Below are 21,551 nucleotides of genomic sequence, written 5' to 3' on the forward strand. Positions count from 1 at the left end.
CACAAAGGTCTTGCTAGCACGGCTCCCTGCTTTTACTTGCAGCTTGCCGCTTGAAACTTGCTGCTGTTACTGAGCGATAGTTTTCACCGAAACACCACGTTCCACCGGCGTCGAGCGGCCGTAGATATCCTCAAACCGCTCGATATCGTCCTCGCCCAAATAACTGCCCGATTGCACTTCGATGATCTCCAGCGGAATCTTGCCCGGGTTGCGCAGGCGGTGCACCGAGGCAATCGGGATGTAGGTGGATTGGTTCTCGGTGAGCAGGAACACGTTCTCGTCACAGGTGACTTCGGCGGTGCCGCTGACCACGATCCAGTGTTCGGCGCGGTGGTGGTGCATCTGCAGCGACAGGCAGGCCCCCGGCTTGACCGAGATGTGCTTGACCTGGAAGCGCCCGCCCATGTCCACCGAGTCGTAGGAGCCCCACGGGCGGTAGACTTCGCAGTGGTTCTGGGTTTCGCTGCGGCCCTGTTCGTTGAGGGTGTTGACCATCTGTTTCACCCCTTGGACCTTGTCCTTGTGGGCAATCATCATGGCGTCCTTGGTTTCTACGACGACGATGTTGTCCAGGCCGATCACCGACACCAGCTTGCCGTTGCCGTGGATCATGCAGTTGTGGCTGTCCTGGATCACCACATCGCCTTTGCTGACGTTGCCGTTGGCGTCCTTTTCATGCACGTCCCACAGTGACGACCAGCAGCCGACATCGCTCCAGCCGGCGCTCAGTGGCACCACGCAGGCGCGTTGGGTCTTTTCCATCACCGCGTAGTCGATGGAGTTGTCCGGGCAGCAGGCGAAGGTGGCTTCGTCGATGGTTACGGTGTCCGCGTCCTGCTGGCTGCGTTCCAGGGTCAGCAGGCAGGTGTCGTAGATGTCCGGGTCGTGTTTCTTCAGCTCTTCGAGGAAGCGGCTGGCGCGGAACAGGAACATGCCGCTGTTCCAGAAGTAGCCGCCGGCCTGGACGAATTCGTTGGCGCGTTTTTCGTCGGGCTTCTCGACGAACTGCGCGACCCGGCTGATGCCCTCCGGCAGCAGCGCATCGTTGCTGGACTTGATGTAGCCGTAGCCGGTTTCCGGTTTGGTCGCCGGCACGCCGAACAGCACCATTTCGCCCCGCTCGGCGGCCACGGTGGCCAGGGCCAGGGCCCGTTGCAGGGCTTTCTGGTCGTCCAGGACGTGGTCGGCAGGCAGCACCAGCATCAGTTCGTCACGGCCTTCGTTGACCAGCATCATCGCGGTCAGGGCCACGGCCGGGGCGGTGTTGCGGCCGAAGGGCTCCATGAGGATGCGCTGGGACTCGAGCTTACGGGCTGCCAGTTGCTCGTTGACGATGAAGCGGTGGTCCTTGTTGCAGACCACGATCGGGGTGTCCATGCCTTCGAACACCAGGCGCTCCAGGGTTTGCTGGAACAAGGTGTGTTCGCCGGTCAGGGCGAGGAATTGCTTGGGGAATTGCTTGCGCGAAAGCGGCCAAAGACGTGAGCCGCTACCACCTGACAAGATCACCGGAATCATGTTGTTACTCCTTCAAACATCGTATGGGTTAGAGCTACTGCGTTCTGTCGTTTCACTCTTGTTTTTGTCTCGGTGTAGCCGCTGCCGAGGTACGAGGCTGCGCTGGGCTGCGAAGCGGCCCCGGAGGGCGGTCCTGCGGACCGCGTCGCAGCCTCGGGCCTCGGCAGCGGCTACAGGTCTTAGCGGGTGGAGACGGGGCGTTTCACCCACACCGGCGACAGGTTGCTGCCGTTGCCGGTGACGTAGAGCACCGCCGCTTCGCCGCGCTCCAGGGCCACGGGCTTGAGGTCGCTGACTTTTTTATCGCCGTCGTACAGGGCGAAGCTGACCTTCACCGGGTTGATTTCGCGCTCGCCGCGGCCTTTGGCAGCCACCGCCTTGACCACGTCGGTCTTGCCGTCGGCGGTCTTCAGGGTCAGGGCCTGGTCGCTGAGGTTCTGTACCCGCACCAGGGATTTCTGCTTGTTCTTGAACGGCGGTTCTTCGATCAGTTGCGGCTGGCCGCTGGCGTTGTTGACCAGGGTGTAATAGTGATCGGCGGCCAGTTTCACCGGCACGCTCTGGCTGCCCACCTTGGCGGTGTAGTCGCCGCCGGGCATGAAGCTGAAGTCGCTGCTGGCCAGGGGCGCGACGTCGTTGACGTTGGTGCTGCCCACCGTGGCGCTGACTTCGCTGTTGCTGGCGTTGTAGAGGCGCACGAAGGTCGAGCCCTTGGGCGCGGTTGGACCGTACAGGGCAGCGTCGCCACCGGCGAATACCGGGGCTGATAGCAGGCCCAGGCTCGCGGCCAATACGGCAGCTTTCAGGGATTTGGCAGCGAGACGGCGAGGAGTAGTAGTGAAAGTCATGAGTGTTACCTCTTTTCAGTTTTGCGCCCGGTCGGGCGTCTCGGATTTGTTGAGTGCAGCTACGTTCTGTTGGCGAGCACCGGCTTGCTTGAGCGCTGCGACCCACTGCGGGTCGGCGTCGCCGATTTCGTTGTTCACAGGCAGATAGCGTTCAGGGAATTCCCAGATCAGCACCTGGGGCGGGTGGTTCTTGAAGTCGTCGCTTTTCAGGTAGCTGAGCATCGGCAGGATCGGGCCGTGGCCGTCTTCGGCATAGCTCAGCACGTCGCTGTGCAGGGCCTGTTTCAGGGCGCCGACGAAGTTCCAGTTGGGGTTGGCGCTGTAGCTGGTGCCCACCAGGGTCACCGGCACTTCGTGGTCGGCGAACAGCGCGTCGTCGGCGGCCGGCTGTTCCTCGCTGGCGCGGGTCACGCGCTTTTGCAGGGGCTCTTCGGCCGGCATCAGGTTTTCGAACAGCGGGTCCAGGGGCAGGAAGCGCCGCAGGTCACCCTGGTGCTTCACGGTCTCTTGGGTCTCGGTGATGAAGCGTTGTGGCTGACCGCTGAGCGGGGTCTTGGCGGCGATGGCCTGGGCCAACTGGCGAGCGACGACTTCGGCGCCGGCCGGGGTCCAGTGGGTGTCGGTACGCAGGAACACTTGCTGGCCCTGTTGCTTGGCCTGTTGCAGGGGGCCCAGCAGGTCGGGGGCAAGGATCTTGTTGGCGGCGACCCGGGCATGGAAGTCCTGGTAGAGGTTGGCGTGAATGCGCGCCGGGCGCACCTCGTCCAGGTGCTCCGGGTACAGGCGCGCCTTGGCCGGAATGATGGCCATCACCAGTTTCACTCCGTGCTCTTTCAAGGTCTGGCGCACGCCTTCCACCAGGGCGTAGTTGCCTTGCAGGTTGAGCTCCTCGTTGACCACCGGGTTGAACTCTTCATCGCTGTACAGCCACTGGTCGCGGCCCAGCACCACCCCGGGGCGGCCTTCGTTGAACAGCTTGAAGTCCAGGGCGGCCCACAGGTTGGTGCCCAGGCGCTTGATCGGGAACTGGTCGTCGTAGTGGGTTTCCACGGCCTTGGCCCAGCGCCCGTTGAGCACGGTGGCGTCATTGTTGGTGCTAAAGCCGAAGAAGCTGCGCACCGACCACAGCCCCAGCGCCAGCAGGGTCACCAGGAACAGGGCGATGTAGAACACACGTAATGAGCGGGTCATGGGCAGATCCCTCAGAACTGGAAGTAAAGGAACGGCGAGAAGCTTTGCGCCGAGAGTTTGAGAATCGAGGCGATGAACAGCAGCAGCACCAGGGCGCGCATCACGTAGCGCGACCAGTCGGCGCTCCAGTAGGCCGGTTGCACCTGGGCCTCGGTGCCGACGATGTAGCCGGGCTGGTGAATGCTGCCGGGGGTGTCCCCGGGCACTGCCTTGATCAGGCCGGGCTGGGCGCTGGCCGGGCCGTCGGCGGGGCTAGCGACGTCGGGCTTGGCCTTGACCGGTGCCGGGTTGCGGTACAGGTCACGCAGGCCGAAGAACGCCAGGGTGGCGTAGGCCAGGATCAGGGTCGCCACTTGCAGGCCGGTGAGGCTGGCGCGATTGAGTTCCGACAGCGACCAGTCGCCAAAGCTGAACATGGCGCCGTACATGCGCCCGGCCACGTGCAGGTTCTCGGCACGGAAGATCACCCAGCCCATCACCACCAGCAGGAAGGTCAGGGCCCAGCGCACCGGGTTCAGGCTGCGTGGAGTGGTGTTGATGCCCAGGGCCTTTTCGATGGCCAGCCACATGCCGTGCCAGGCGCCCCAGACGATGTAGGTGATGTTCGCACCGTGCCACAGGCCGCCCAGGAGCATGGTCAGGAACAGGTTGCGGTAAGTCATCAGCGTGCCTTTGCGGTTGCCGCCCAGGGTGATGTACAGGTAGTCGCGCAGCCAGGTGGACAGGCTGATGTGCCAGCGCCGCCAGAACTCGGTGATCGACTGGCTGATGTAGGGCTGCTTGAAGTTTTCCATGAAGCGAAAACCCATCATCAAGCCCAGGCCGATGGCCATGTCGCTGTAGCCGGAGAAGTCGAAGTACAGCTGCGCGGTGTAGGCCAGGGCGCCGAGCCAGGCATCGCCCGTGGTGGGGTTTTGCAGGGCGAAGCAGTGGTCGGCGACCACCGCCAGGGTATCGGCGATGAACACTTTCTTGATGAAGCCCTGCATGAAGCGGGTGCAGCCTTCGGAGAACTTGTCCAGGGTGTGGGTGCGATTGTTGAACTGGTCCGCCAGGTCGCGAAAGCGCAGCACGGGGCCGGCGATCAGGTGCGGGAAGATCGCCACGAACGCCGCGAAGTCGATGAGGTTGCGGGTGGCCGGGGTGTCGCCGCGGTAGACGTCGATGATGTAGCTGATGGACTCGAAGATGTAGAACGAGATGCCGATCGGCAGCAGGATGTGGGTCAGGATGAACGGTTCCAGACCGTAGGAGGTCATGATCGCGTTGATGCTGTCCACGCCGAAGTTGGCGTACTTGAAGTAGCCGAGGATGCACAGGTCGACGCCGACGCCGAGCAGCAGCCAGCGTTGGGCCGGCTTGGTGCGGACCCCGGCGGCGCCGACTTTCAGGCCGATCCAGTAGTTCCACAGGGTGACCCCGGCGAACAGCGCCAGGAAGTCCACGCGCCACCAGGCATAGAACACGTAGCTGGCGATCAGCAGCAGCAGGTTGCGATAGCGTTGCCCGCTCAAGTAGTACAAGCCGAGAAAGATCGGCAGGAACAGGAACAGGAACACATTGGACGAGAAAACCATCCCGATCTCTCCATGTTTAACCAATAGTCAGAGGCCGCAGCCCCCCCAAACCCCCCCGTGAAAAACCGCGGGGGCGTATTGCATTCATGACGCTCTCTGTCGCCGCTGCCGAGGTACGAGGCTGCGATGGGCTGCGAAGCGGCCCCCTGGTGGCGGTCCTTTGGACCGCGTCGCAGCCTCGTGCCTCGGCAGCGGCTACAGGTGTTGCTGTTACGGGCCCTTGCTGCCTTTTTCGTGGGTCGGGTCGTAGACCTTGGTCAGGTCGCCGCCCAGGCGGAAGGTCTTGAACGGCTGCATCTTGTGCTTGCGTTCCAGCACATCCGGGGCGCAGGTGTAGAGGCTGCAGTAGGGTTCCAGCCAGGCGAATTTGGAGTCGACCTTGAGGTCGGTCATGTCCTGGGCCTTGCCGTTTTTCTGCTCGAAGGTGTCCGGGTCCTTGACCCCAGCCAGCACTCGCTCGCCCAGGCGCTTGAGCGCACCGTTGTTTTCCTGGCGCAGGTCGACGCCGTTGACCTGGGCGAAGCTGGCGATCATCGCCAAGGGCGGCAAGGCGTAGTTGTGGTACGCCAGGGCCCGTTGCTGGCGCTTGAGTTCGTTGGGCAAAAAGCCGTCGGCGTCGACCTGGTGGGCGCCGACCTTGTATTCCTTCACGGCCCAGTCGAACAGGTCGCGGCGGTTGGTGGCCACGGCGGTGGCCATCACTGACCAGGCGGCCCAGTAGGAGTGGTTGTTGGTCTTGTCCAGGGGCAGGTTGTCCCAGTCGCTGACTACCTGGTCGGCCATCTTGCTGAACCAGGCCTCGATCTTCTGCGCCTGTTCCTGGTGGCTGGCCAGGGGGCGGGAGTCGGAGAACTTCAGCCGCAGGTAGGCCGAGGCCATGCTGCCCAGGGCCCATTTGCGCATGGACTTGCCGGTGTGGTTGAAGTCCTTGGACATCAGCGCGTCGGCCTGGGCCCAGGCGCTGAGCCAGGCGAGGGTGCAGTCCAGCTGCTCCGGGCGGCCGTCGCGCATGAACTGCATGACCCGCTTGCTGGTGCCGCGCTCGATCTTGGTGATGTCCGCGGTGGTGTCGCGAAAGGCCTGTTCGGACTGCACGTTGAGGGTGGCCCGGGCCTTGTCCGAGCCTTCGTACTTGCTGCGAAACTGCAGGGCGCCGGTGTAGGGCGCGGGCATGGCGTCGCAGCCGTCGCTGTCGTCACCGCTCTTGAACTTGTCCACCGGGGCGTAATAGCCCTGGGGCGGACGCAGCGGCGCGGCGGCCTGGGCGCTGCCGGTGACCATGGCCAGCCCCAGCAGGCTGGGGATCAACAGGCGTTTCAGGTGTGTGCTTTGCATAGGTAACCTCATTGCCCGATCTGCGCGGTGCGTTGCTCGGCGCTCGGGAATACGTTGCGTTTGCAAATTTTCGCTTCGACCTTCTGCCCGGCAGTGCCCGCTTCCGGGCCCTGGATTTCCACCGCCAGCAGGTTCTGCGAGGCCCAGTCTTCGTCAGTGCGCAGTTCGAAGGCGAAGCGCCCGTCGGTGTCGGACGTTTCCGGTTTTTCGATCTTGATGTCCTCGTGGCGGCCGTTCATGTACCAGAGGGTGGCTTGCAGGGTTTTCACCGAAGGGTCGGCGAAGCGGATGTCGACCTGATGGCCGCTGTTGCGCAGGTCCAGGTTCTTGCTGTTGACCAGCAATTCGTTCTTGCCCGGCTTGAGGGTGGTGCTGGCGCTCATCTGCGGGTCCTTGCCTTCGCAGCCGTTGTCCAGCAGGGCCATCATCTGCCGGTAGATGGTTTCCTGGTCCAGGCGGTACAGCGGCGAGAATTCCCAGATCAGGATCTTCGGTGGGGACTTCTGGAATTCGTCGCTGCCCAGGTACTGCAGCATCGAGCCTTCCAGGCCACCGCCGGGGAAGGCAACGTTGAGAATGTCGGCGCCGATGGCCTCTTCCAGGAAGCCGGCGAAGTTGTAGTTCTTGCCACTGTGGCTGGTGCCCACCAGGGTGATCTGCGGGTTGCCGGAATCACCGAACAGGTCGCCGTCGCCGGCCTCGCCCTTGGGCTCGGTGGTGAACTGGTCCATGTACTGGATGGCGTAGCTGGTGCCGCACAGCTGCCCTGCCATGTTGTGCAGGGTGCCGGTCTTGCCCATGCGCCCGGACTTGTGGGTCTCGAATTCGCGCCGGGGAATGTCGGCGAAGGCCGGCAGTTGCTTGACCTTGTCGGCGACGATCTTGGCCGTGCGCTGGGCGCCGTAAGGGGTCCAGTGCTGGTCGCCGCGGAAGTAGAAGTCGTGGGCCGGCAGGGTCTCGGGCAGTTGTTCGTTGGTCAGCGGCGACAGGTCCGGCACCACGTAGCCCATCTGGGCGAAGCGCCCGAGCATGGCCTGGTAGTTGTTCAGGGCCTTGTCGTAGTCGAAGCGGGCTTTCTGTTCCGGGTTGAGCTTGTTGCGGTTCACCAGGCCGCGGGTCGGCTGGTAGACCAGCACCAGTTCCACACCCTTGCTCTTGAAGGCTTGGTGCAATTGCTTGAGGCGGCGATAGCCTTGCGGCGTGGTGTCAAATTCGGTGCGCAGGTCTTCCTGGGTGCGGAACAGCCAGTCGCCCTGGGCTTGCACCAGGGTGGTGAAGTTCTGCTGGTAGCGGGTGGTGTAGTTCTTCGCATCATGGGCGGCCGGGCACAGGTTGCAGCACGGCTCGGCGGTGAAGTTCGGCGCCTGGGGCTCATCGGCACGGGCGCCGGCACTGGCGGCGAGAATGCCGGCGGTCAGCGCCGACAGGCTCAACAGTTTGATCAGGTGTGGGGGCATGACAGTCATCCTCAATCGCGCATTTCGGTCTGGCGTTCGACAGGGTCGATCAGCACGGCTTTTTGCTGGCGCACCATCAGGTCGAGGATTTCATCCTGGCGTTCGCCAAGGATCCCCGAAAAGCTGATGCCGCTGCTTTTGGTGGGCGCGAGCATGGACACGCGATACAGCTCCACGCTCAACGGCGAGTCGATGGACAGCGGGCCGCTGCCATTGGCCGCCAGCTCGCCGCCGACCACGATCAGCGAAACCTGAGCGTCGAATGGGTCGAGCTTGATGTCGCGGTCGGTGTCGGACAGGTCCTTGATGTGGCCGTAGACGCCGGTCAGGCCGTTGGCCATGGCGATGTTTTCGTACAGGCGGATGTTCACGCTGTTGCGAATGCGGATGCCGTGGCGTTTGTTGCTGATCACCTTGTTGCCCCACAGCAGGTTGTCGGCGCTCTCGTAGAGGGTGATGCCGTCGGTGTGGTTGCGGTAGATCTCGTTGTAGGCGATCAGGTTGTTGACGCTGTTACGGTCGATCACCAGGCCCGAGAGTTTGTTGTCGTAGCTACGGTTGTTGAAGATGAAGCTGTCGTTCACTTCCCGGGAAATGATGATGCCGTGCTTCTTCTTGGTCCCGTGGACGGTGTTGTCGGCGATGATCAGACCGTGGGAACGGTCGTGGGGGTCGATGCCGTAGACGATGTTGTCCTTGTAGGTGTTGCCCTTGACCACGAAGTCGCGGGTTTCGTAGCAGTAGAAGCCGTACCACATGTCCGAGAAATCCGAGCCGATGATCCAGCCGGTGGGTTCATCGCGCTTGAGCACCTTGGCCATGTTCGGCGTGTACTGGGAAATACTCACCCCGTAGGACTTGGAGTTGGCGTAGCCGAAGCTGGCCATCTGGCTGTTGACGATGTAAGTCTCGGTGCCGCCCCAGGCCAACAGGAACGGGCGGAATTCCTTGGGCGAGCGGAAGGTCGCCGGGCCGTTGTCTTTCTCGCGCCAGCCGGTGACCTTGGTGTCGCGCACAAACAGCTGGCCATCGTTGACCAGGAACGAACCGCCTTCCTGGGACAGGCGCAGCTCCTGGGTCTGTTTGTCGATTTCCAGGATGCCCTTGCGCCCGACCACGATCGGCAGGCGCGCGAGGAATACACCCGGCGCGGTTTCGCTGATGTACTGCTTGGGCAGTTTCTTGGCCAGGTCCTTGAGGTTGATGTAACCGTCGTCGATAAAGATCGCCTGGGGAATGCCGTGCTGGCGCACCACCCATTCGGCCATCTTGTTGTCACCGCCGATAAAGTCTTTCAGGGCGTCTTCCTGCATCATCCGGCGCACGCTGATCTTGCCCGGCTGGCTGCGCACGATCTTCGCCGCAACGGCCTCGGCGGTGTAGCCGGAGAGATCGGGCAGGGTCGGCGTGGCCAGGTTCAACGGCTCAGTGGGCGCGCTGCTGACGGTATAGGTCTTGGCCTGTTGCAGTTCCTTGGCGACGATCGGCGTCTTGGCCGGCTCGGCAGTGGCGAACGCCGAGCTGCTGGCCAGCAACAGAGCGCCCGCCAACAGGCTGATGGCGCCTTTCGCAGCGGGGCTGTTCATGGGGTAGCAGTTCATTTCGGGCACTCCCTTCGCGGTTCGCATCAGAAGCGCCAGATCACGTCGATAAAGGCGCGGTGCATGTACGAGTCGACGTCTTTGCCATAGGCATCGCCGGGCTTGAACACGCCGCCACGAAAACGCACCAGGGCCGACGGCTCATCGATGGACTGGCTCAGGGCCGCCGGCAACAGGCCTTGCTTGAAGTACTTGGTGACCACCAGGTCCATTTCCTGCCCCAAGTCTTTCTTGCCGTCCTGCAGGGGCAGCGCGGTGCTGGAGAGCAGGTTGCCGTTGCCGTCATAGTCGTTGTCCACGGCGTTGATGCCGTTGCTGCCCACCGGCTTGTTGCCGTCCACGCGCCAGAACTTGTGGTAGATCAGGCTGGCGTCGTATTCATCGTTGAGCATCCAGGAACCGAACAGGGTGGCGGTCTGCATGTTGTTCATTTCGCCGCGATAGGCTTCGCCGAAACGGTGCACGCGGGAGCGGGTGCCGGTGTAGTTGGAGCGGTTGCTTTCCAGGCCGTTCTGCTCGTAGTCGCCGCTGGCGCGGGCATAGGCGGCGCCGACTTGCCAGTTGGGGTCCAGGCGCAGGCGTACGCCCAGGTCGGTGGCCCAGCCGTCGAGGTTGTCGCCGCGCTTGGCCTGGGCCGGGCGGTTGCCATTGGCGTCCAGTGCGTTGACCGTGTCGCGCTCGCCGCGCATGCCGGTCAGGCTGGCCCAGTAGTTGACCGTGTTGGTGTTGCGCCAGTTATAGGCGTCGCTGTCGGCGGTGAGGCCGAGCCAGGTGAGGTCGCCGTTCTCTTTCTTGTCCAGGGAATCGGCGGCTTCGCCGGGCACCGGATAGTCGAGCTTGCCGTCATCGTGAGTGTGATGACCGCGAATCCCCACCCAGTTGCCTGGGGTCCACTGGTAGGCCGCGTCGCCGTAGACGTGCAGGCGGTCCTTGTCCTTGGGCGCCAGTTCCTTGAGGTCGGTGCGGTATTCGCTGAAGCGCTCGGCGGCGCCAACGTTGGCCCGCAGCAAGGTGGTGTCGAAGGTCCAGTTCAGGGCTTCGATGTTGGTGTCGCGCCACTGGCCGTCGTCGTTGCGCAGGCGTTGGCGACCCAGTTTCAACTGCTCGCCGGGGTAGGGCGTGAAGCCGCTGTAGCCGATCCAGAACTCGCGCAGGGCCAGGTAGTTTTTCTTGGTCTTGCGGTCGTCATTGCTCGACTGCTGGGTACCGTCGGCGTCCGACTGCTGCAGGGTATCGGTTTCGATGATGTCGGTGGAGGTCACCGCCTGGCCCATGGCGTAGGCGCTCCAGGCACCGCGTTCACCGTAGACCCACGGCCGCAGGTCCAGGCCCAGGCCGTTGACGTCGCCGCCGCTGAGGGTGCCCAGGTCGCGATCATCTTCGGATTGGCCGGTGATCTTCACTTCCAGGCCGAAGTTCTGGGTATCGGTCATCGCCGCCAGGGTCGGGTTGGACCCGAGCATGGCAAAACCCAGGGCCATGCCCAGTTTCGACAGGCTGAAGCGCTTGCCTGTAGCTGCTGCCGCAGGCTGCGCCCGGTCGCGCAGCAGCCGCGATTGGCGGGGGCTGGTGTGGCGAGCGCTTTGCGCTCGATCGCAGCCTGCGGCAGCGGCTACAGGAGGTGTATTGAGTGGGGGGAGCGTCATAGGGTTTCCTCGCCGTCTTCTTCTTGCAGGGCGTGCAGTTGCAGCGCGTTCTGGCTCAAGGCCCCACGCACGGCCTGCTCTTGTTGCAGCAGGCGTTGGGCTTCGGCGCGCTGTGCAGGCGGCAATTGGCTTTCCAGTTGTTGCGCCAGCTCGTTGGCCTGCGGTGTGTCCTGGACCTTCGCCAGTTGGCTGAAGACGTAGGCGTTGACTGGGTTGGGCTGGGTGCCGCGGCCCTGGGAGAACAACTGGGCAATGGCGAAGTCGGCGCTGTTCTGGCCGTTGCGCGCGGCGGTCAGCAGGTGGTCCAGGGCCTTTTGTGGGTAGACCTGGCCCAGGTAGCCACGGCGGTAGATCTGGCCGAGGTAATAGTCGGCAGCCACTTCGCGGCCCACGGCTTTCTGGAAGTGTGCTTCGGCGACCTTGGCGTCGGCCGGCACCCATTTGCCTTCGTAGTAGAGCTTGCCCAGCAGCAGTTCGGCGCGGGGCTGGTCGGCGGCGCGGCCGTTGTCCAGGTACTGCATCATCTTGTCGACGTCACCCAGTTCGGGGAAGTCGTAGAGCAGCTGGGCCAGGCTGACCCAGGACGCCGGGTAACCCGGAGCGACCTGCTCCAGCAGGGCCTGGGCGGTTTTTTCATCCGGTTTGCCCAGGCTGGCATCGCCCAGCACCCGGGCCACGCTGTCGACGCGCTGGGCGCTGACCGTGCCACGGCTGTAGCTGGCCTGCAGCTGCTTGAGCAGCTCGGCCTGTTGCTCCGGCTGGCCGCGTTTCTGATAAACGGTTGCCAGTTCCACGTAGCAGATGTCGGTGCTGTTGAGTGCGGCCTTGCAGATGCTTTCCACCTCGGCCAGGTGCTGGTCGTAGCTGCCTTGGGTGCGGTACAGCAGCACCTGGGCCAGGCCGGCTTCCGGGTAACCGGCGCTGCGCCATTGGCTGATCTGCCGCTGGGCGTCGACGTTGGGGAAGCTGTGGGGGTATTGCAGGTACAGCATCGCCAGGGGAATCAGGGTGTTGCCTTCACCGTTGGCAAAGGCTTTTTTCAACAGGCCTTCGGCTTCGTGCTGCTCGGCCTCGGTGGAACCGGGCTTGGCCACCAACAGGCGGCCAAGGCGTGCCTGGGCCCGGGGCGACACATCGGCTGCGGCGCGATAGGTGGCCTCGGCCTGCTTGATCTGCGCCGGGTCGCGGCTGTCCACCTGGATGTCGGCCAGGCCTACTTGGGCCTCGCTGTAGCCCAGGTCCGCCAGTTGCCGGTAGTTCTGTTCGGCCAGCGCGGTGTCGCCGCGCTTCAGGGCTTCGTTGGCCAGGCGCTGGTCCGGCAAGCCGGCGCAACCGGCCAGGGCCAGGGCGGCGACCAAGGGCAACACCGAACCCTGTAGCCGCTGCCGCAGGCTGCGATCGAGCGCGCAGCGCTCGTGCTGGTTGTCGGGGTGCATCGAGTCGACCGGATTGCGTCCACTGCGCGGCTGGGCGCAGCCTGCGGCAGCGGCTACAGAGAGCTGGGTAGGCACTGTCATGGTTACAGACCCGCAGCCATGGCTTTGTCGATCAGCCAGTTCATCGACGGGCCGCGGTCGCTGCTGACTTCCACCGGGCGGCCGGCGAAGGTGCTGCTCAGCGGCGCGTCGGGCTTGATCTGCACGCGGATGTCAGAGGACAGGTCGCTGCTGTTCAGGCTGGTGCTGCTGACGATGGTGCCGGTGCGTACTTCATCCTCGCCGGCGATCTGGAAGTTGACCCGGGTGCCCGGGCGCACGTCGCCGAACTGGCGGTAGGAGAAGCGCGCCTCGACGTTGGCCTGGCTGTTGCGGGGCACCAGTTGGAAGATCACGTCGCCTTTGCTGGCGTACTGGCCGTCGGCGACCATTTGCTGGGCCACGATGCAGTCGCAAGGGGAGGTCAGGGTGCCGGTCATTTGCTTGCCGAACAGTTCCTCGACCTTGGCCGGTTGCAGTTGGTCTTCAGCCAGGTGGCCTTTGAGCACGTCGAGCATGCTGGTGCTGAAGGTGGCCAGTGGCGCGCCCTTGGCGGCGATGCCGTCGCTCTGCACCAGGCTTTGCACAGTGCCGTCGCGCGGCATGGTGACGTTCATCCCCGGGACGCTGACCAGGCCGGCCTGGGCGTGGCTGACGAAGTACATGCCGTACACCGACTTGAGGATGAAGCCGAACGCCGCCAGGCCCACCACGAAGATCCCGGCGCTGAAAGTCACGGCCCGCAGGCGGCCCATGGCGGTCATGCCGCTGCCGCTGTCCTTGACCTTGCGCGCCTTGGTGAAGTTGTCGCGCTGTAGGGTGGCGAGCACGTCGCCCATGCTGACGATGTCGCCGGCCAGGTGCGAGGTGATCAGGTGGCGCAGGGTGGAAATGTCCTGGGGTTCGAGGTTCTGGAACTGGCAGCCGACGCGGCCGCTCTGGCGATCGAAGGAGCGGATCTGCAGCTCCACGTCCATGGCCAGGCCCAGGTTGTCGATGACGAACTGCAGGCGGCCCTTGTGCACGGCACCCACGGTCAGCATCTGCTGCCCGGCGTTGAAGCTCAGGCCGCCGGCCGAGAGGTCGTGGACCCGCACTTCCAGGGGCTTGGCCTCGTTGCCGAAGAAGCGCAGCTTGGCCGGGATCTTGACCCGGGCGTGCTGGCGTTGGGCTTCGGATTCATGCACTACATTGACGTTCACGGCGGTGTTCATAGGGTCGATTTCCTAGTTAATTCAGGCAAGGCGGTTCAGACCATCAGCAGCAGGACAGCGACGAACACGCTGCCGGCCGAGAAGGTCATGGTCCGAGACGACCAGGTGTTGAACCAACGTTGAAAACTGGCCAGGTCGCGGGTCAGCTTGGTGTCCTGGCGGGTCCAGGATTGCTGGTCGAGGCGGAAGAACACGTAGATCTTCACCAGGGCGCCGACGATCTGGTTGTAATAGAGGATCAAGGGGTAGGCCGGGCCGATGTGGTGCCCCGAGCAGGACAGCAGCAGGGTCAGGATCAGCCGGGTGATGCCGATCCACAGCAGGTAGGCGAGGATGAAGGCGGTGCCGTACTTGACGCTGGCGATGATGGCCACGGTCAGGCCCAGCAGCGAGGTCCACATCGACACGCGCTGGTCGAACAGCACCACGCTGGTGAACAGTCCCAGGCGCTTGACTCCCAGGCCCAAGGCCCGGGCGTTCTGCCGCAGGTTGTTGCCGTACCAGCGGAACATCAGCTTGCGGCTGGCCTTGATGAAGCTCTTCTCCGGCGGGTGTTCCACGGTGTTGATCGCCGCGTCGGGCACGTAGAAGGTGTCGTAGCCCAGGCGCATCAGGCTGTACCAGCTGGACTTGTCGTCGCCGGTGAGGAACTTGAAGCGGCCCAGGCGCCAGTGCTGCAGGGAGTCGCTTTCCACGTCAGCGATGAAGTCCGGGTCGGTGACCACGGTGGCGCGGAACACCGACATGCGCCCGGTCATGGTCAGCACGCGCTTGGACAGGGCCATGGAGCACATGTTGATGTGGCGCTGGGCGAAGCGCAGCTTGTGCCATTGGCTCATGACGTAGCCGCCGCGCACTTCGCAGAATTCGTTGGTGGTCAGGCCACCGACATTGCCGAACAGCTGGAACCAGGGCACGGTCTTGCGCACCACGCCTTCGCCGAGCACGGTGTCGCCGTCGATCACCGCCACCACGGCGCGGTTGTCCGGCAGGTGGCGGGAGATGGCGCGGAAACCGAAGGCCAGGCCGTCGCGCTTGCCGGTGCCGGGGATGCGCACGAAGTCCAGCTTGACCCGCTCCGGCGGATTCATCCGCGTCCACAGGCTTTTCACCAGCAACTCGTCGGACATTTCCACGATCGAGCAGACCACGGTGGTGGGGAAGCCGCAGTCGATGGCTTCGCGGATCACCGAGCCGTAGACCTGGGCGGTGGTCAGCGCATCGATGCGAAAGCTGGTGACCATCAGGAACACGTGGGACGGGTCGGCCGCGCTGCCGAGCTTGCGCACCTTGCGCCGCAGGTGCGGGTAGACCACGTAGAGAAACAGCATGCCGCGCACGAAGTGCGTGGCGCCCATGGAGTAGCGCCAGATGCCCACGGCGCCAATCAGGAAAATGAAGTCCTTGGACTGCGAGTCGAAGGTCGATGCGGGCAGCAGCAAGGCCATGCCCATCAGCAAACTCAAGTAAAACAGCCAACCGGCGGCCTGAAGCAGGCCGTGCTTTAGCCTGTGCATAATCTGCGTCCTAAAATTCTAAGCGGTACCCTGTAGCCGCTGCCGTAGGCTGCGATAGGTCCGCAGGGCCTCGAGATGCCCTCGGGAGCACGCCCCTTCGGGGACGATCGCAGCCTGCGGCAGCGGCTACAGGCGCATGCCTTTACCAGCAGATCCCTTCGGTTCGGCCCTGGACGCTGGAGGCTTTGGACATGAAGCCCACCAGGTCGATGACCTGCTTGCCGTGGGGCACGTCTTCGGCCAGGGCGCGGAACTTCTCGTCGCGGTTGCCGAGGATGATCACGTCGGACTTGCCGATCACCGCGTCGAAGTCCGAGTTGAGCAGGGACGAGACGTGGGGGATCTTCGACTCGATGTAGTCCTTGTTGGCGCCGTGGACCCGGGCGTACTCGACGTTGCTGTCGTAGATGCTCAGGTCGAAGCCCTTGCCGATGAGCATTTCCGCCAGTTCCACCAGCGGGCTCTCGCGCAGGTCGTCGGTGCCGGCCTTGAAGCTCAGGCCCAGCAGGGCGACCTTGCGCTTGTCGTGGCTGGACACGATGTCGAAGGCGTTCTGTACCTGGGATTCGTTGCTGCGCATCAGCGAGTTGAGCAGCGGCGCTTCGATGTCCAGGGAGCTGGCGCGGTAGGTCAGAGCGCGCACGTCCTTGGGCAGGCACGAACCGCCGAAGGCGAAGCCGGGGCGCATGTAGTACTGGGACAGGTTGAGGGTCTTGTCCTGGCAGACCACGTCCATCACTTCACGGCCGTCCACACCCACCGCCTTGGCGATGTTGCCGATCTCGTTGGCGAAGGTGACCTTGGTGGCGTGCCAGACGTTGCAGGTGTACTTGATCATCTCGGCGACTTCGATGTCCTTGCGGATGATCGGCGCGTCGAGCTCTTCGTACAGCGCTTGCAGCACGTCACCGGAGGCCTGGTCGAACTGGCCGATCACGGTCATGGGCGGGAAGTCGTAGTCCTTGATCGCGGTGCTTTCACGCAGGAACTCCGGGTTCACCGCGACGCCGAAATCCACCCCGGCCTTCTTGCCCGAGCAGTCTTCGAGAATCGGGATCACCACGTTCTTCACCGTGCCCGGCAGCACCGTGCTGCGCACCACGATGGTGTGGCGGGTGGCCTTGTCGCGCAGGACGAAACCGATCTCGCGGCACACCGATTCGATGTAGTCCAGTTCCAGGTCGCCGTTCTTCTTGCTCGGGGTACCGACGCAGATCATCGACAGGTCGGTATCGCGGATGGCTTCGGCGAAGTTGGTGGTGCCGCGCAGACGAGCGGTCTGGATACCTTGCGCCAGAAGTTCACCCAGACCCGGTTCAACGATCGGCGATTTACCGGCGTTGATCAGGTCGATCTTGTCTTTGGAGATATCTACGCCAACCACTTCATGGCCCCGTGCGGACAGGCAACCGGCACAGACTGCACCGACGTAACCCAAACCAAATATGCTGATGCGCATCGCATTTACCTCTGTGTTATTCACGCCATTAGATGGCCGGAGTTAATGTTTGCCAGCTGTTGTTGCGCACTCGGAAGTACAACGAAGTACGTTGTAGGGCCGCGTGCAGGCAGACTAAGTTCCGAGTGTCTAAATAAGTGCACTCAAGTTGTGCGCAACCGATCCTTGTTGTTCTGATTTGCCCTTGAATGTTGCCGGCGGCTCCTGCTGCAGGGTTCGCGAGAAAAACCATCCGCTATCCTTGGGATGGCTGAAGGCCACGTAATACGGGCTTTTCAGTTGGTTCTCGCGGCCCTTGAAGGCCAGCTGTTCCTTGGCTCGTTAGGGGATAGTTGTGCTGCCTTATCTCCTGTTGTTTACCCTTTAGTTCAAGTTTGTGACTCATTGGTCAAAGGTGGACGCAACTTGATTAGTTTCAGTTGAGTCCGTGTAAGTCATCTCCTACAAGCTCGTTGAGAATCGTTACCGGTGGTATGAGCGGTGTCCGCAGGCATAGTTCCGGCCCGCTCATCCTGTTTTGCGAAATTTCTTGAAATATTGAGAAAGATGGCACTGCTTTCAAACTGATAGCACTTAAGGTTTGGGCCTTTAGTTGTGGGGAGTTGAACTGCGTAGATAGTTTTGTGCCACTACCTAATAAAAAAAGTGGTGCCACTACTGAAAAAAATCACTGTTGTCGAGTGAAAGAAAAGTTATAGAAATAGATGAAGATTTTATGGCGCCAAAAAAATGGCTAAAAGGAGGCGGGGAATGTGCGAGTGATCACATTCTGGCGCGCTCGCCGGGTGGCAACGAGCGCGGCAGGGGAACGTTTTATTCCGGTGCGTGGTCGCGCAGGAACACCAGGTTGTCGGCTTTGGATTGCTCCGCGCTGAAGCGATAGCCCTGGACGTCGAATTGCTTGAGTTGTGCGGGGTCGTTGATGCGTTCCTGGATGACGAAACGGCTCATCAGGCCCCGGGCCTTCTTGGCATAGAAGCTGATGATCTTGTACTGGCCGTTCTTCAGGTCCTTGAACTCGGTGTTGATGATCCGCGCGTTCAGGGCCGTGCGCTTGACTGCCGAGAAATACTCGTTGGAGGCCAGGTTCAGCAGCAGATCGTCGCCCTGATCGGCCAGGGCCTCGTTCAGCCATTCACTGATGCGCGTGCCCCAGAAAGCGTACAGGTCCTTGCCACGGGCGTTGGCCAGCTTGGTGCCCATTTCCAGGCGATAGGGTTGCATCAGGTCCAGGGGGCGCAGCAGGCCGTACAGGCCGGAGAGCATGCGCAGGTGCTGCTGGGCGTAGTCGAAGTCCGCTTCGCTCAAGGATTCGGCATTGAGCCCGGTGTAGACGTCGCCCTTGAAGGCCAGCAGCGCCTGCTTGGCGTTGTCGGGAGTGAAGGCTGGAGTCCAGCTGCCGAAGCGCGCGGCATTCAGGCCGCCGATCTTGTCGGACACGTGCATCAGTTCGCTGATCTGCGCCGGGCTCAGTTCCCGCAGTTGCTGGATCAGTTCCTGGGAATGGTCGAGGTATTGCGGCTGGGTAAAGCGCGGGGTGACCGGCGGCGTCTCGTAATCGAGGGTCTTGGCGGGTGAAATCACCATCAGCATGAGTCGTCTCCTTTTAGCGTCGGGGGATTCTATTGGCTCGGGCGTTCGGACTCCACCTATCAAGGCGATAGCTGACGCGTGGCGGATGCCGGGTGAATGCCTTCGCTGCGCGGCATATCGGCTATAGTGCCGCGCGGGTTTTGTTCTGGAGGCGTCTCTTTTGCGTATCGCGTTTTTCTTCTCGGCCTGGCTTCTGAGTCTCAGTGTGCTGGCGGCGCCCAATGATGTGGCGACCCTGGATCGCAGCACCTGGCCGGAAAAGCTCGACAACCCGACCCTGTTCGACGTCGCCTCGCGGGCCGAGATCCTGACCTTTGCCCGCGCCTTGCTGGTCAGCGAGGCCTGGGACGAGGCGTCCCTGAAGCAGCGCCTGGGCTTGCGCATGATCAACATGGAGGCGATCTCTGAGCTGCGCGAGCATCTCTGGAAACGCCTGCTGGACAACTACAACTTCGCCCAGCAGAGCTGCGACCAGGACGCTTCGTTCTGCTACCTGGTGGAAAACATGCAGCAACTGCGCAAGCAGGCCGGCAAGTTCCACTTGGCGGAGGATTCCTACTACGCCCGTTGGGGCGAGCCGAGCCGGACCTTCCATGAGCAGTACCTGGACGAGTTGCTGCGCAAGGCGGCGCTGGCTCCCCAGACCAGCAGCGAGGTGCTGCGCTACGGCGACTACGAGCGCAATGGCGACGAACTCAACGACCGGCTGTTTCTGCTGACCTTCGACAGCGCCGCCAACCTGGCGCCGGACAACACGCCCTGGCTCACCAACTACCTGCGCAAGGCCAATCTCAGCGGGACGTTCTTTGTCCTGGGCAACGACATCCAGAATCGCCTCGACAAGGCCTCGGTGGCCAGCCTGCAATCGCTGTACTCCAGGCAGTGCGTTGGCGTGCAAGGCTGGGAGTTCCGCTCCCACAGCCACTGGCAGGACTGGCAGTATTCGATCCAGCGCAGCGCCGATCTGGTGAAGAGCAAACTGCCGGAAAACTATGTGCCCTTGTTCCGCCCGCCCTTTGGCCAGCGTCGTGCCGACGCCGAGGGCTTCTTCAATGCCCAGGGCATGCAGGTGGCATTGTGGGACATCGACGCCCAGGACGGTGCCGGCAAGCTCAAGGCCGAGGACAGTGGCCAGCGGGTGCTGACCTTGATGTTGCTATGGCGGCGTGGGGTGATCGCTTTCAATGCCAAACAGGACGGGGTCAAGAGCAGCTTGCCCTGGCTGCTGGCGCAGACCGCGCAAAGTGGCATCGGTTGGGAGGATTGTCAGGACGCGTTTCGCTGAAACGGCCAAGTGCCCGTAAACAAGGGGCGTGGGCGCAAAAGGGGGCGGATTTCGGCGGGATTTCGAGGCAGGCGGACTTCCGACTTTAACGGTGACCGGGCAGCGCGCCAAGGGCTTTTCGTCACCCTGAAAAATAAACATCAAAAAAGCGTCAAAGTGCGTTTTCCTGTCACGGTTTTTGGAGTATTACGAACTCAGACCGCCGAAACCTGCGACACAGGTGGCGTCTCCCAAGACTCCTTGTGTGTGCAGCTCACCTGAACCCCTGCGGGTGAATTCGGTGGTCATTCGAGGCGCGATACCCCATGGTATTGCGTCGACTGGCTCCCACATAAGGTGACCGAGTATGGATGACCACGGACGTAGCGCTTCCTCCAACCAGCCAATCCTTTATGTACTCGATACCAATGTATTGATTCACGATCCCAACGCCTTACTGAATTTCGAAGAACACCACGTCGCCATCCCCATGACCGTCCTTGAAGAGCTGGACAAGCTCAAGAGCGGGCATCACAGCGTGGCCGCCGAATGCCGTCAGGCGATCCGCCTGATCGACAAGACTCTGGGCGAGGCTTCGCCCGAGGATGTCGAGCTGGGCGTGCCGATCCAGCGTGGCAAGAGCGGGCCCAAGGGCTTGCTGTCGATTCTGATGAGCAAGCGCAACGAGCCCAACAGCCTGTTGCCGGACAATCTCAACGACAACATCATCATCAACCAGTTGATCGACCTGCACGCGCGCAACAAGGACTTGCCCGTGGTGCTGGTGACCAAAGACATCAACATGCGCCTCAAGGCGCGGGCCTGCGGGATCGCCGCCGAGGACTACAGCACCGACCAGCTGGTGGACGACGTGTCCCTGCTGCCCAATGGTTTCCACAACATGAGCGGCTCGTTCTGGGACCGCGTAAGCAAGGTGGAAACCCGTCAGGATCACGGCCGTACCTGGCACCAGGTGCAGTTGATCGACAACCTGCCGGCGGTGCATATCAACGAATTCATCATCGACGAACAGGGCTTTGTCGGCTGGATCAAGGAAATCCGCGCCGATGTGCTGCTGATCCTCGACCTGCATCAGGAACCCCTGTTGCACCAGGAAGCCTGGGGCCTGAAACCGCGCGACATCTACCAGGGCCTGGCGCTGTACGCGCTGCTCGACCCGGACATCCACCTGGTCAACCTGTCCGGCGCCGCCGGCTCCGGCAAGACCATCCTGGCCCTGGCTGCCGCCATCGAGCAGACCATGGTCAGCAAGCGCTACCGGCGCATCATCGCCACCCGCAGCGTGCAGGGGCTGGACCAGGAGATCGGCTTCCTGCCGGGCACCGAGGCGGAGAAGATGGAACCCTGGCTGGGCGCCATCACCGACAACCTCGAAGCCCTGCACATGGATGACGAGAACACCCACGGCAGCGTCGACTACATCCTCAGCAAGGTGCCGTTGCAGTTCAAATCCCTGAACTACATCCGCGGTCGCAGCTTCCAGCAGAGCCTGATCCTGATCGACGAATGCCAGAACCTCACCCCGCACCAGATGAAAACCATCATCACCCGCGCCGGCGCCGGTTCCAAAGTGGTGTGCCTGGGCAACCTGGCACAGATTGATACCCCTTACCTGTCGGCCACCAGCTCGGGCCTGACCTACCTCACCGAACGCTTCAAGGACTTCCCCAACGGCGTGCACATCACCTTGCAAGGGGTGCCGCGCTCGATCCTGGCGGAGTACGCGGAGAGCCATCTGTAACGGCAATTGCTTCCAGCACGGGCGGCCTTCGGGTCGCCCGTTTTGCATTCGGCCTGCGCCACTGGGTTATTCTGCGGCTCCCCGCCGTAGAGCG

The 21,551-nt window shown here is 62.7% G+C and carries 15 protein-coding genes; 2 read left to right on the forward strand and 13 right to left on the reverse strand.

Going from position 1 to position 21,551, the window contains the following annotated elements; all coding sequences use genetic code 11:
• Positions 1 to 66: 66 nt before the first annotated feature.
• From ACMGF8_RS10110 to yaaA, 13 genes are all read right to left on the reverse strand, one after another.
• Positions 67 to 1,518, reverse strand: a complete 1,452-nt coding sequence (locus tag ACMGF8_RS10110; protein WP_108544362.1) for a mannose-1-phosphate guanylyltransferase/mannose-6-phosphate isomerase — start codon at positions 1,516 to 1,518, stop codon at positions 67 to 69.
• 179 nt (positions 1,519 to 1,697) lie between these two features.
• A complete protein-coding gene (locus ACMGF8_RS10115) occupies positions 1,698 to 2,366 on the reverse strand; it encodes an alginate O-acetyltransferase AlgF (RefSeq protein ID WP_253083702.1) in 669 nt (222 codons plus the stop codon).
• 15 nt (positions 2,367 to 2,381) lie between these two features.
• Positions 2,382 to 3,557 carry an alginate O-acetyltransferase gene (locus ACMGF8_RS10120; RefSeq protein WP_416759473.1) on the reverse strand — a complete coding sequence of 392 codons (1,176 nt, stop codon included), beginning with the start codon at positions 3,555 to 3,557 and terminating at the stop codon, positions 2,382 to 2,384.
• 11 nt (positions 3,558 to 3,568) lie between these two features.
• Positions 3,569 to 5,134: an MBOAT family O-acyltransferase gene (locus ACMGF8_RS10125; protein WP_115581649.1), complete on the reverse strand. Its 1,566-nt coding sequence runs from the start codon at positions 5,132 to 5,134 to the stop codon at positions 3,569 to 3,571.
• Between the two features lie 210 nt (positions 5,135 to 5,344).
• A complete protein-coding gene (locus tag ACMGF8_RS10130) occupies positions 5,345 to 6,469 on the reverse strand; it encodes a mannuronate-specific alginate lyase (protein WP_207167095.1) in 1,125 nt (374 codons plus the stop codon).
• Between the two features lie 8 nt (positions 6,470 to 6,477).
• Positions 6,478 to 7,926 (reverse strand): alginate O-acetyltransferase, encoded by a 1,449-nt coding sequence (locus ACMGF8_RS10135; RefSeq protein ID WP_207167096.1) that lies wholly within the window; start codon positions 7,924 to 7,926, stop codon positions 6,478 to 6,480.
• Positions 7,927 to 7,937: 11 nt separating this feature from the next.
• The gene (algG, locus tag ACMGF8_RS10140; protein WP_374704512.1) at positions 7,938 to 9,512 is read right to left on the reverse strand and encodes a mannuronan 5-epimerase AlgG; all 1,575 of its coding nucleotides are present in this window, start codon (positions 9,510 to 9,512) and stop codon (positions 7,938 to 7,940) included.
• A gap of 41 nt (positions 9,513 to 9,553) precedes the next feature.
• Positions 9,554 to 11,008 (reverse strand): alginate export family protein, encoded by a 1,455-nt coding sequence (locus ACMGF8_RS10145; protein WP_207815831.1) that lies wholly within the window; start codon positions 11,006 to 11,008, stop codon positions 9,554 to 9,556.
• A gap of 161 nt (positions 11,009 to 11,169) precedes the next feature.
• Positions 11,170 to 12,609, reverse strand: a complete 1,440-nt coding sequence (gene algK / locus ACMGF8_RS10150; RefSeq protein WP_243433797.1) for an alginate biosynthesis TPR repeat lipoprotein AlgK — start codon at positions 12,607 to 12,609, stop codon at positions 11,170 to 11,172.
• 83 nt (positions 12,610 to 12,692) lie between these two features.
• The gene (locus ACMGF8_RS10155) at positions 12,693 to 13,862 is read right to left on the reverse strand and encodes an alginate biosynthesis protein Alg44 (protein ID WP_102861243.1); all 1,170 of its coding nucleotides are present in this window, start codon (positions 13,860 to 13,862) and stop codon (positions 12,693 to 12,695) included.
• Between the two features lie 35 nt (positions 13,863 to 13,897).
• Positions 13,898 to 15,379, reverse strand: a complete 1,482-nt coding sequence (alg8, locus tag ACMGF8_RS10160) for a mannuronan synthase (protein WP_115581653.1) — start codon at positions 15,377 to 15,379, stop codon at positions 13,898 to 13,900.
• Positions 15,380 to 15,521: 142 nt separating this feature from the next.
• Positions 15,522 to 16,838, reverse strand: a complete 1,317-nt coding sequence (locus ACMGF8_RS10165) for a nucleotide sugar dehydrogenase (RefSeq protein ID WP_102861245.1) — start codon at positions 16,836 to 16,838, stop codon at positions 15,522 to 15,524.
• 813 nt (positions 16,839 to 17,651) lie between these two features.
• Positions 17,652 to 18,431 (reverse strand): peroxide stress protein YaaA, encoded by a 780-nt coding sequence (gene yaaA, locus ACMGF8_RS10170; protein ID WP_102861246.1) that lies wholly within the window; start codon positions 18,429 to 18,431, stop codon positions 17,652 to 17,654.
• A 160-nt stretch (positions 18,432 to 18,591) separates the two neighbouring features.
• Between yaaA and ACMGF8_RS10175 the strand changes: the two genes are divergently transcribed.
• Both ACMGF8_RS10175 and ACMGF8_RS10180 read left to right on the forward strand, forming a co-directional pair.
• Positions 18,592 to 19,716, forward strand: coding sequence for a polysaccharide deacetylase family protein (locus ACMGF8_RS10175; protein ID WP_102861247.1), 1,125 nt, complete (start codon positions 18,592 to 18,594; stop codon positions 19,714 to 19,716).
• 346 nt (positions 19,717 to 20,062) lie between these two features.
• A complete protein-coding gene (locus ACMGF8_RS10180; protein ID WP_102861248.1) occupies positions 20,063 to 21,457 on the forward strand; it encodes a PhoH family protein in 1,395 nt (464 codons plus the stop codon).
• Positions 21,458 to 21,551: the final 94 nt, after the last annotated feature.

Origin of the sequence: Pseudomonas sp. BNK-7, from assembly GCF_048072025.1 — a bacterium.
Lineage (GTDB): Bacteria > Pseudomonadota > Gammaproteobacteria > Pseudomonadales > Pseudomonadaceae > Aquipseudomonas > Aquipseudomonas danubii.

Excerpts from the sequence above, each read along its gene's own strand:
- alg8 (WP_115581653.1), bottom strand. The coding sequence starts at position 15,379 with ATGCACAGGCTAAAGCACGGCCTGCTTCAGGCCGCCGGTTGGCTGTTT.
- yaaA (WP_102861246.1), bottom strand. The coding sequence starts at position 18,431 with ATGCTGATGGTGATTTCACCCGCCAAGACCCTCGATTACGAGACGCCG.
- algK (WP_243433797.1), bottom strand. The coding sequence starts at position 12,609 with ATGCACCCCGACAACCAGCACGAGCGCTGCGCGCTCGATCGCAGCCTG.
- ACMGF8_RS10145 (WP_207815831.1), bottom strand. The coding sequence starts at position 11,008 with ATGGCCCTGGGTTTTGCCATGCTCGGGTCCAACCCGACCCTGGCGGCG.
- ACMGF8_RS10180 (WP_102861248.1), top strand. The coding sequence starts at position 20,063 with ATGGATGACCACGGACGTAGCGCTTCCTCCAACCAGCCAATCCTTTAT.
- ACMGF8_RS10165 (WP_102861245.1), bottom strand. The coding sequence starts at position 16,838 with ATGCGCATCAGCATATTTGGTTTGGGTTACGTCGGTGCAGTCTGTGCC.
- ACMGF8_RS10110 (WP_108544362.1), bottom strand. The coding sequence starts at position 1,518 with ATGATTCCGGTGATCTTGTCAGGTGGTAGCGGCTCACGTCTTTGGCCG.
- ACMGF8_RS10155 (WP_102861243.1), bottom strand. The coding sequence starts at position 13,862 with ATGAACACCGCCGTGAACGTCAATGTAGTGCATGAATCCGAAGCCCAA.
- ACMGF8_RS10125 (WP_115581649.1), bottom strand. The coding sequence starts at position 5,134 with ATGGTTTTCTCGTCCAATGTGTTCCTGTTCCTGTTCCTGCCGATCTTT.
- ACMGF8_RS10130 (WP_207167095.1), bottom strand. The coding sequence starts at position 6,469 with ATGCAAAGCACACACCTGAAACGCCTGTTGATCCCCAGCCTGCTGGGG.
- ACMGF8_RS10115 (WP_253083702.1), bottom strand. The coding sequence starts at position 2,366 with ATGACTTTCACTACTACTCCTCGCCGTCTCGCTGCCAAATCCCTGAAA.
- ACMGF8_RS10120 (WP_416759473.1), bottom strand. The coding sequence starts at position 3,557 with ATGACCCGCTCATTACGTGTGTTCTACATCGCCCTGTTCCTGGTGACC.
- ACMGF8_RS10135 (WP_207167096.1), bottom strand. The coding sequence starts at position 7,926 with ATGCCCCCACACCTGATCAAACTGTTGAGCCTGTCGGCGCTGACCGCC.
- algG (WP_374704512.1), bottom strand. The coding sequence starts at position 9,512 with ATGAACAGCCCCGCTGCGAAAGGCGCCATCAGCCTGTTGGCGGGCGCT.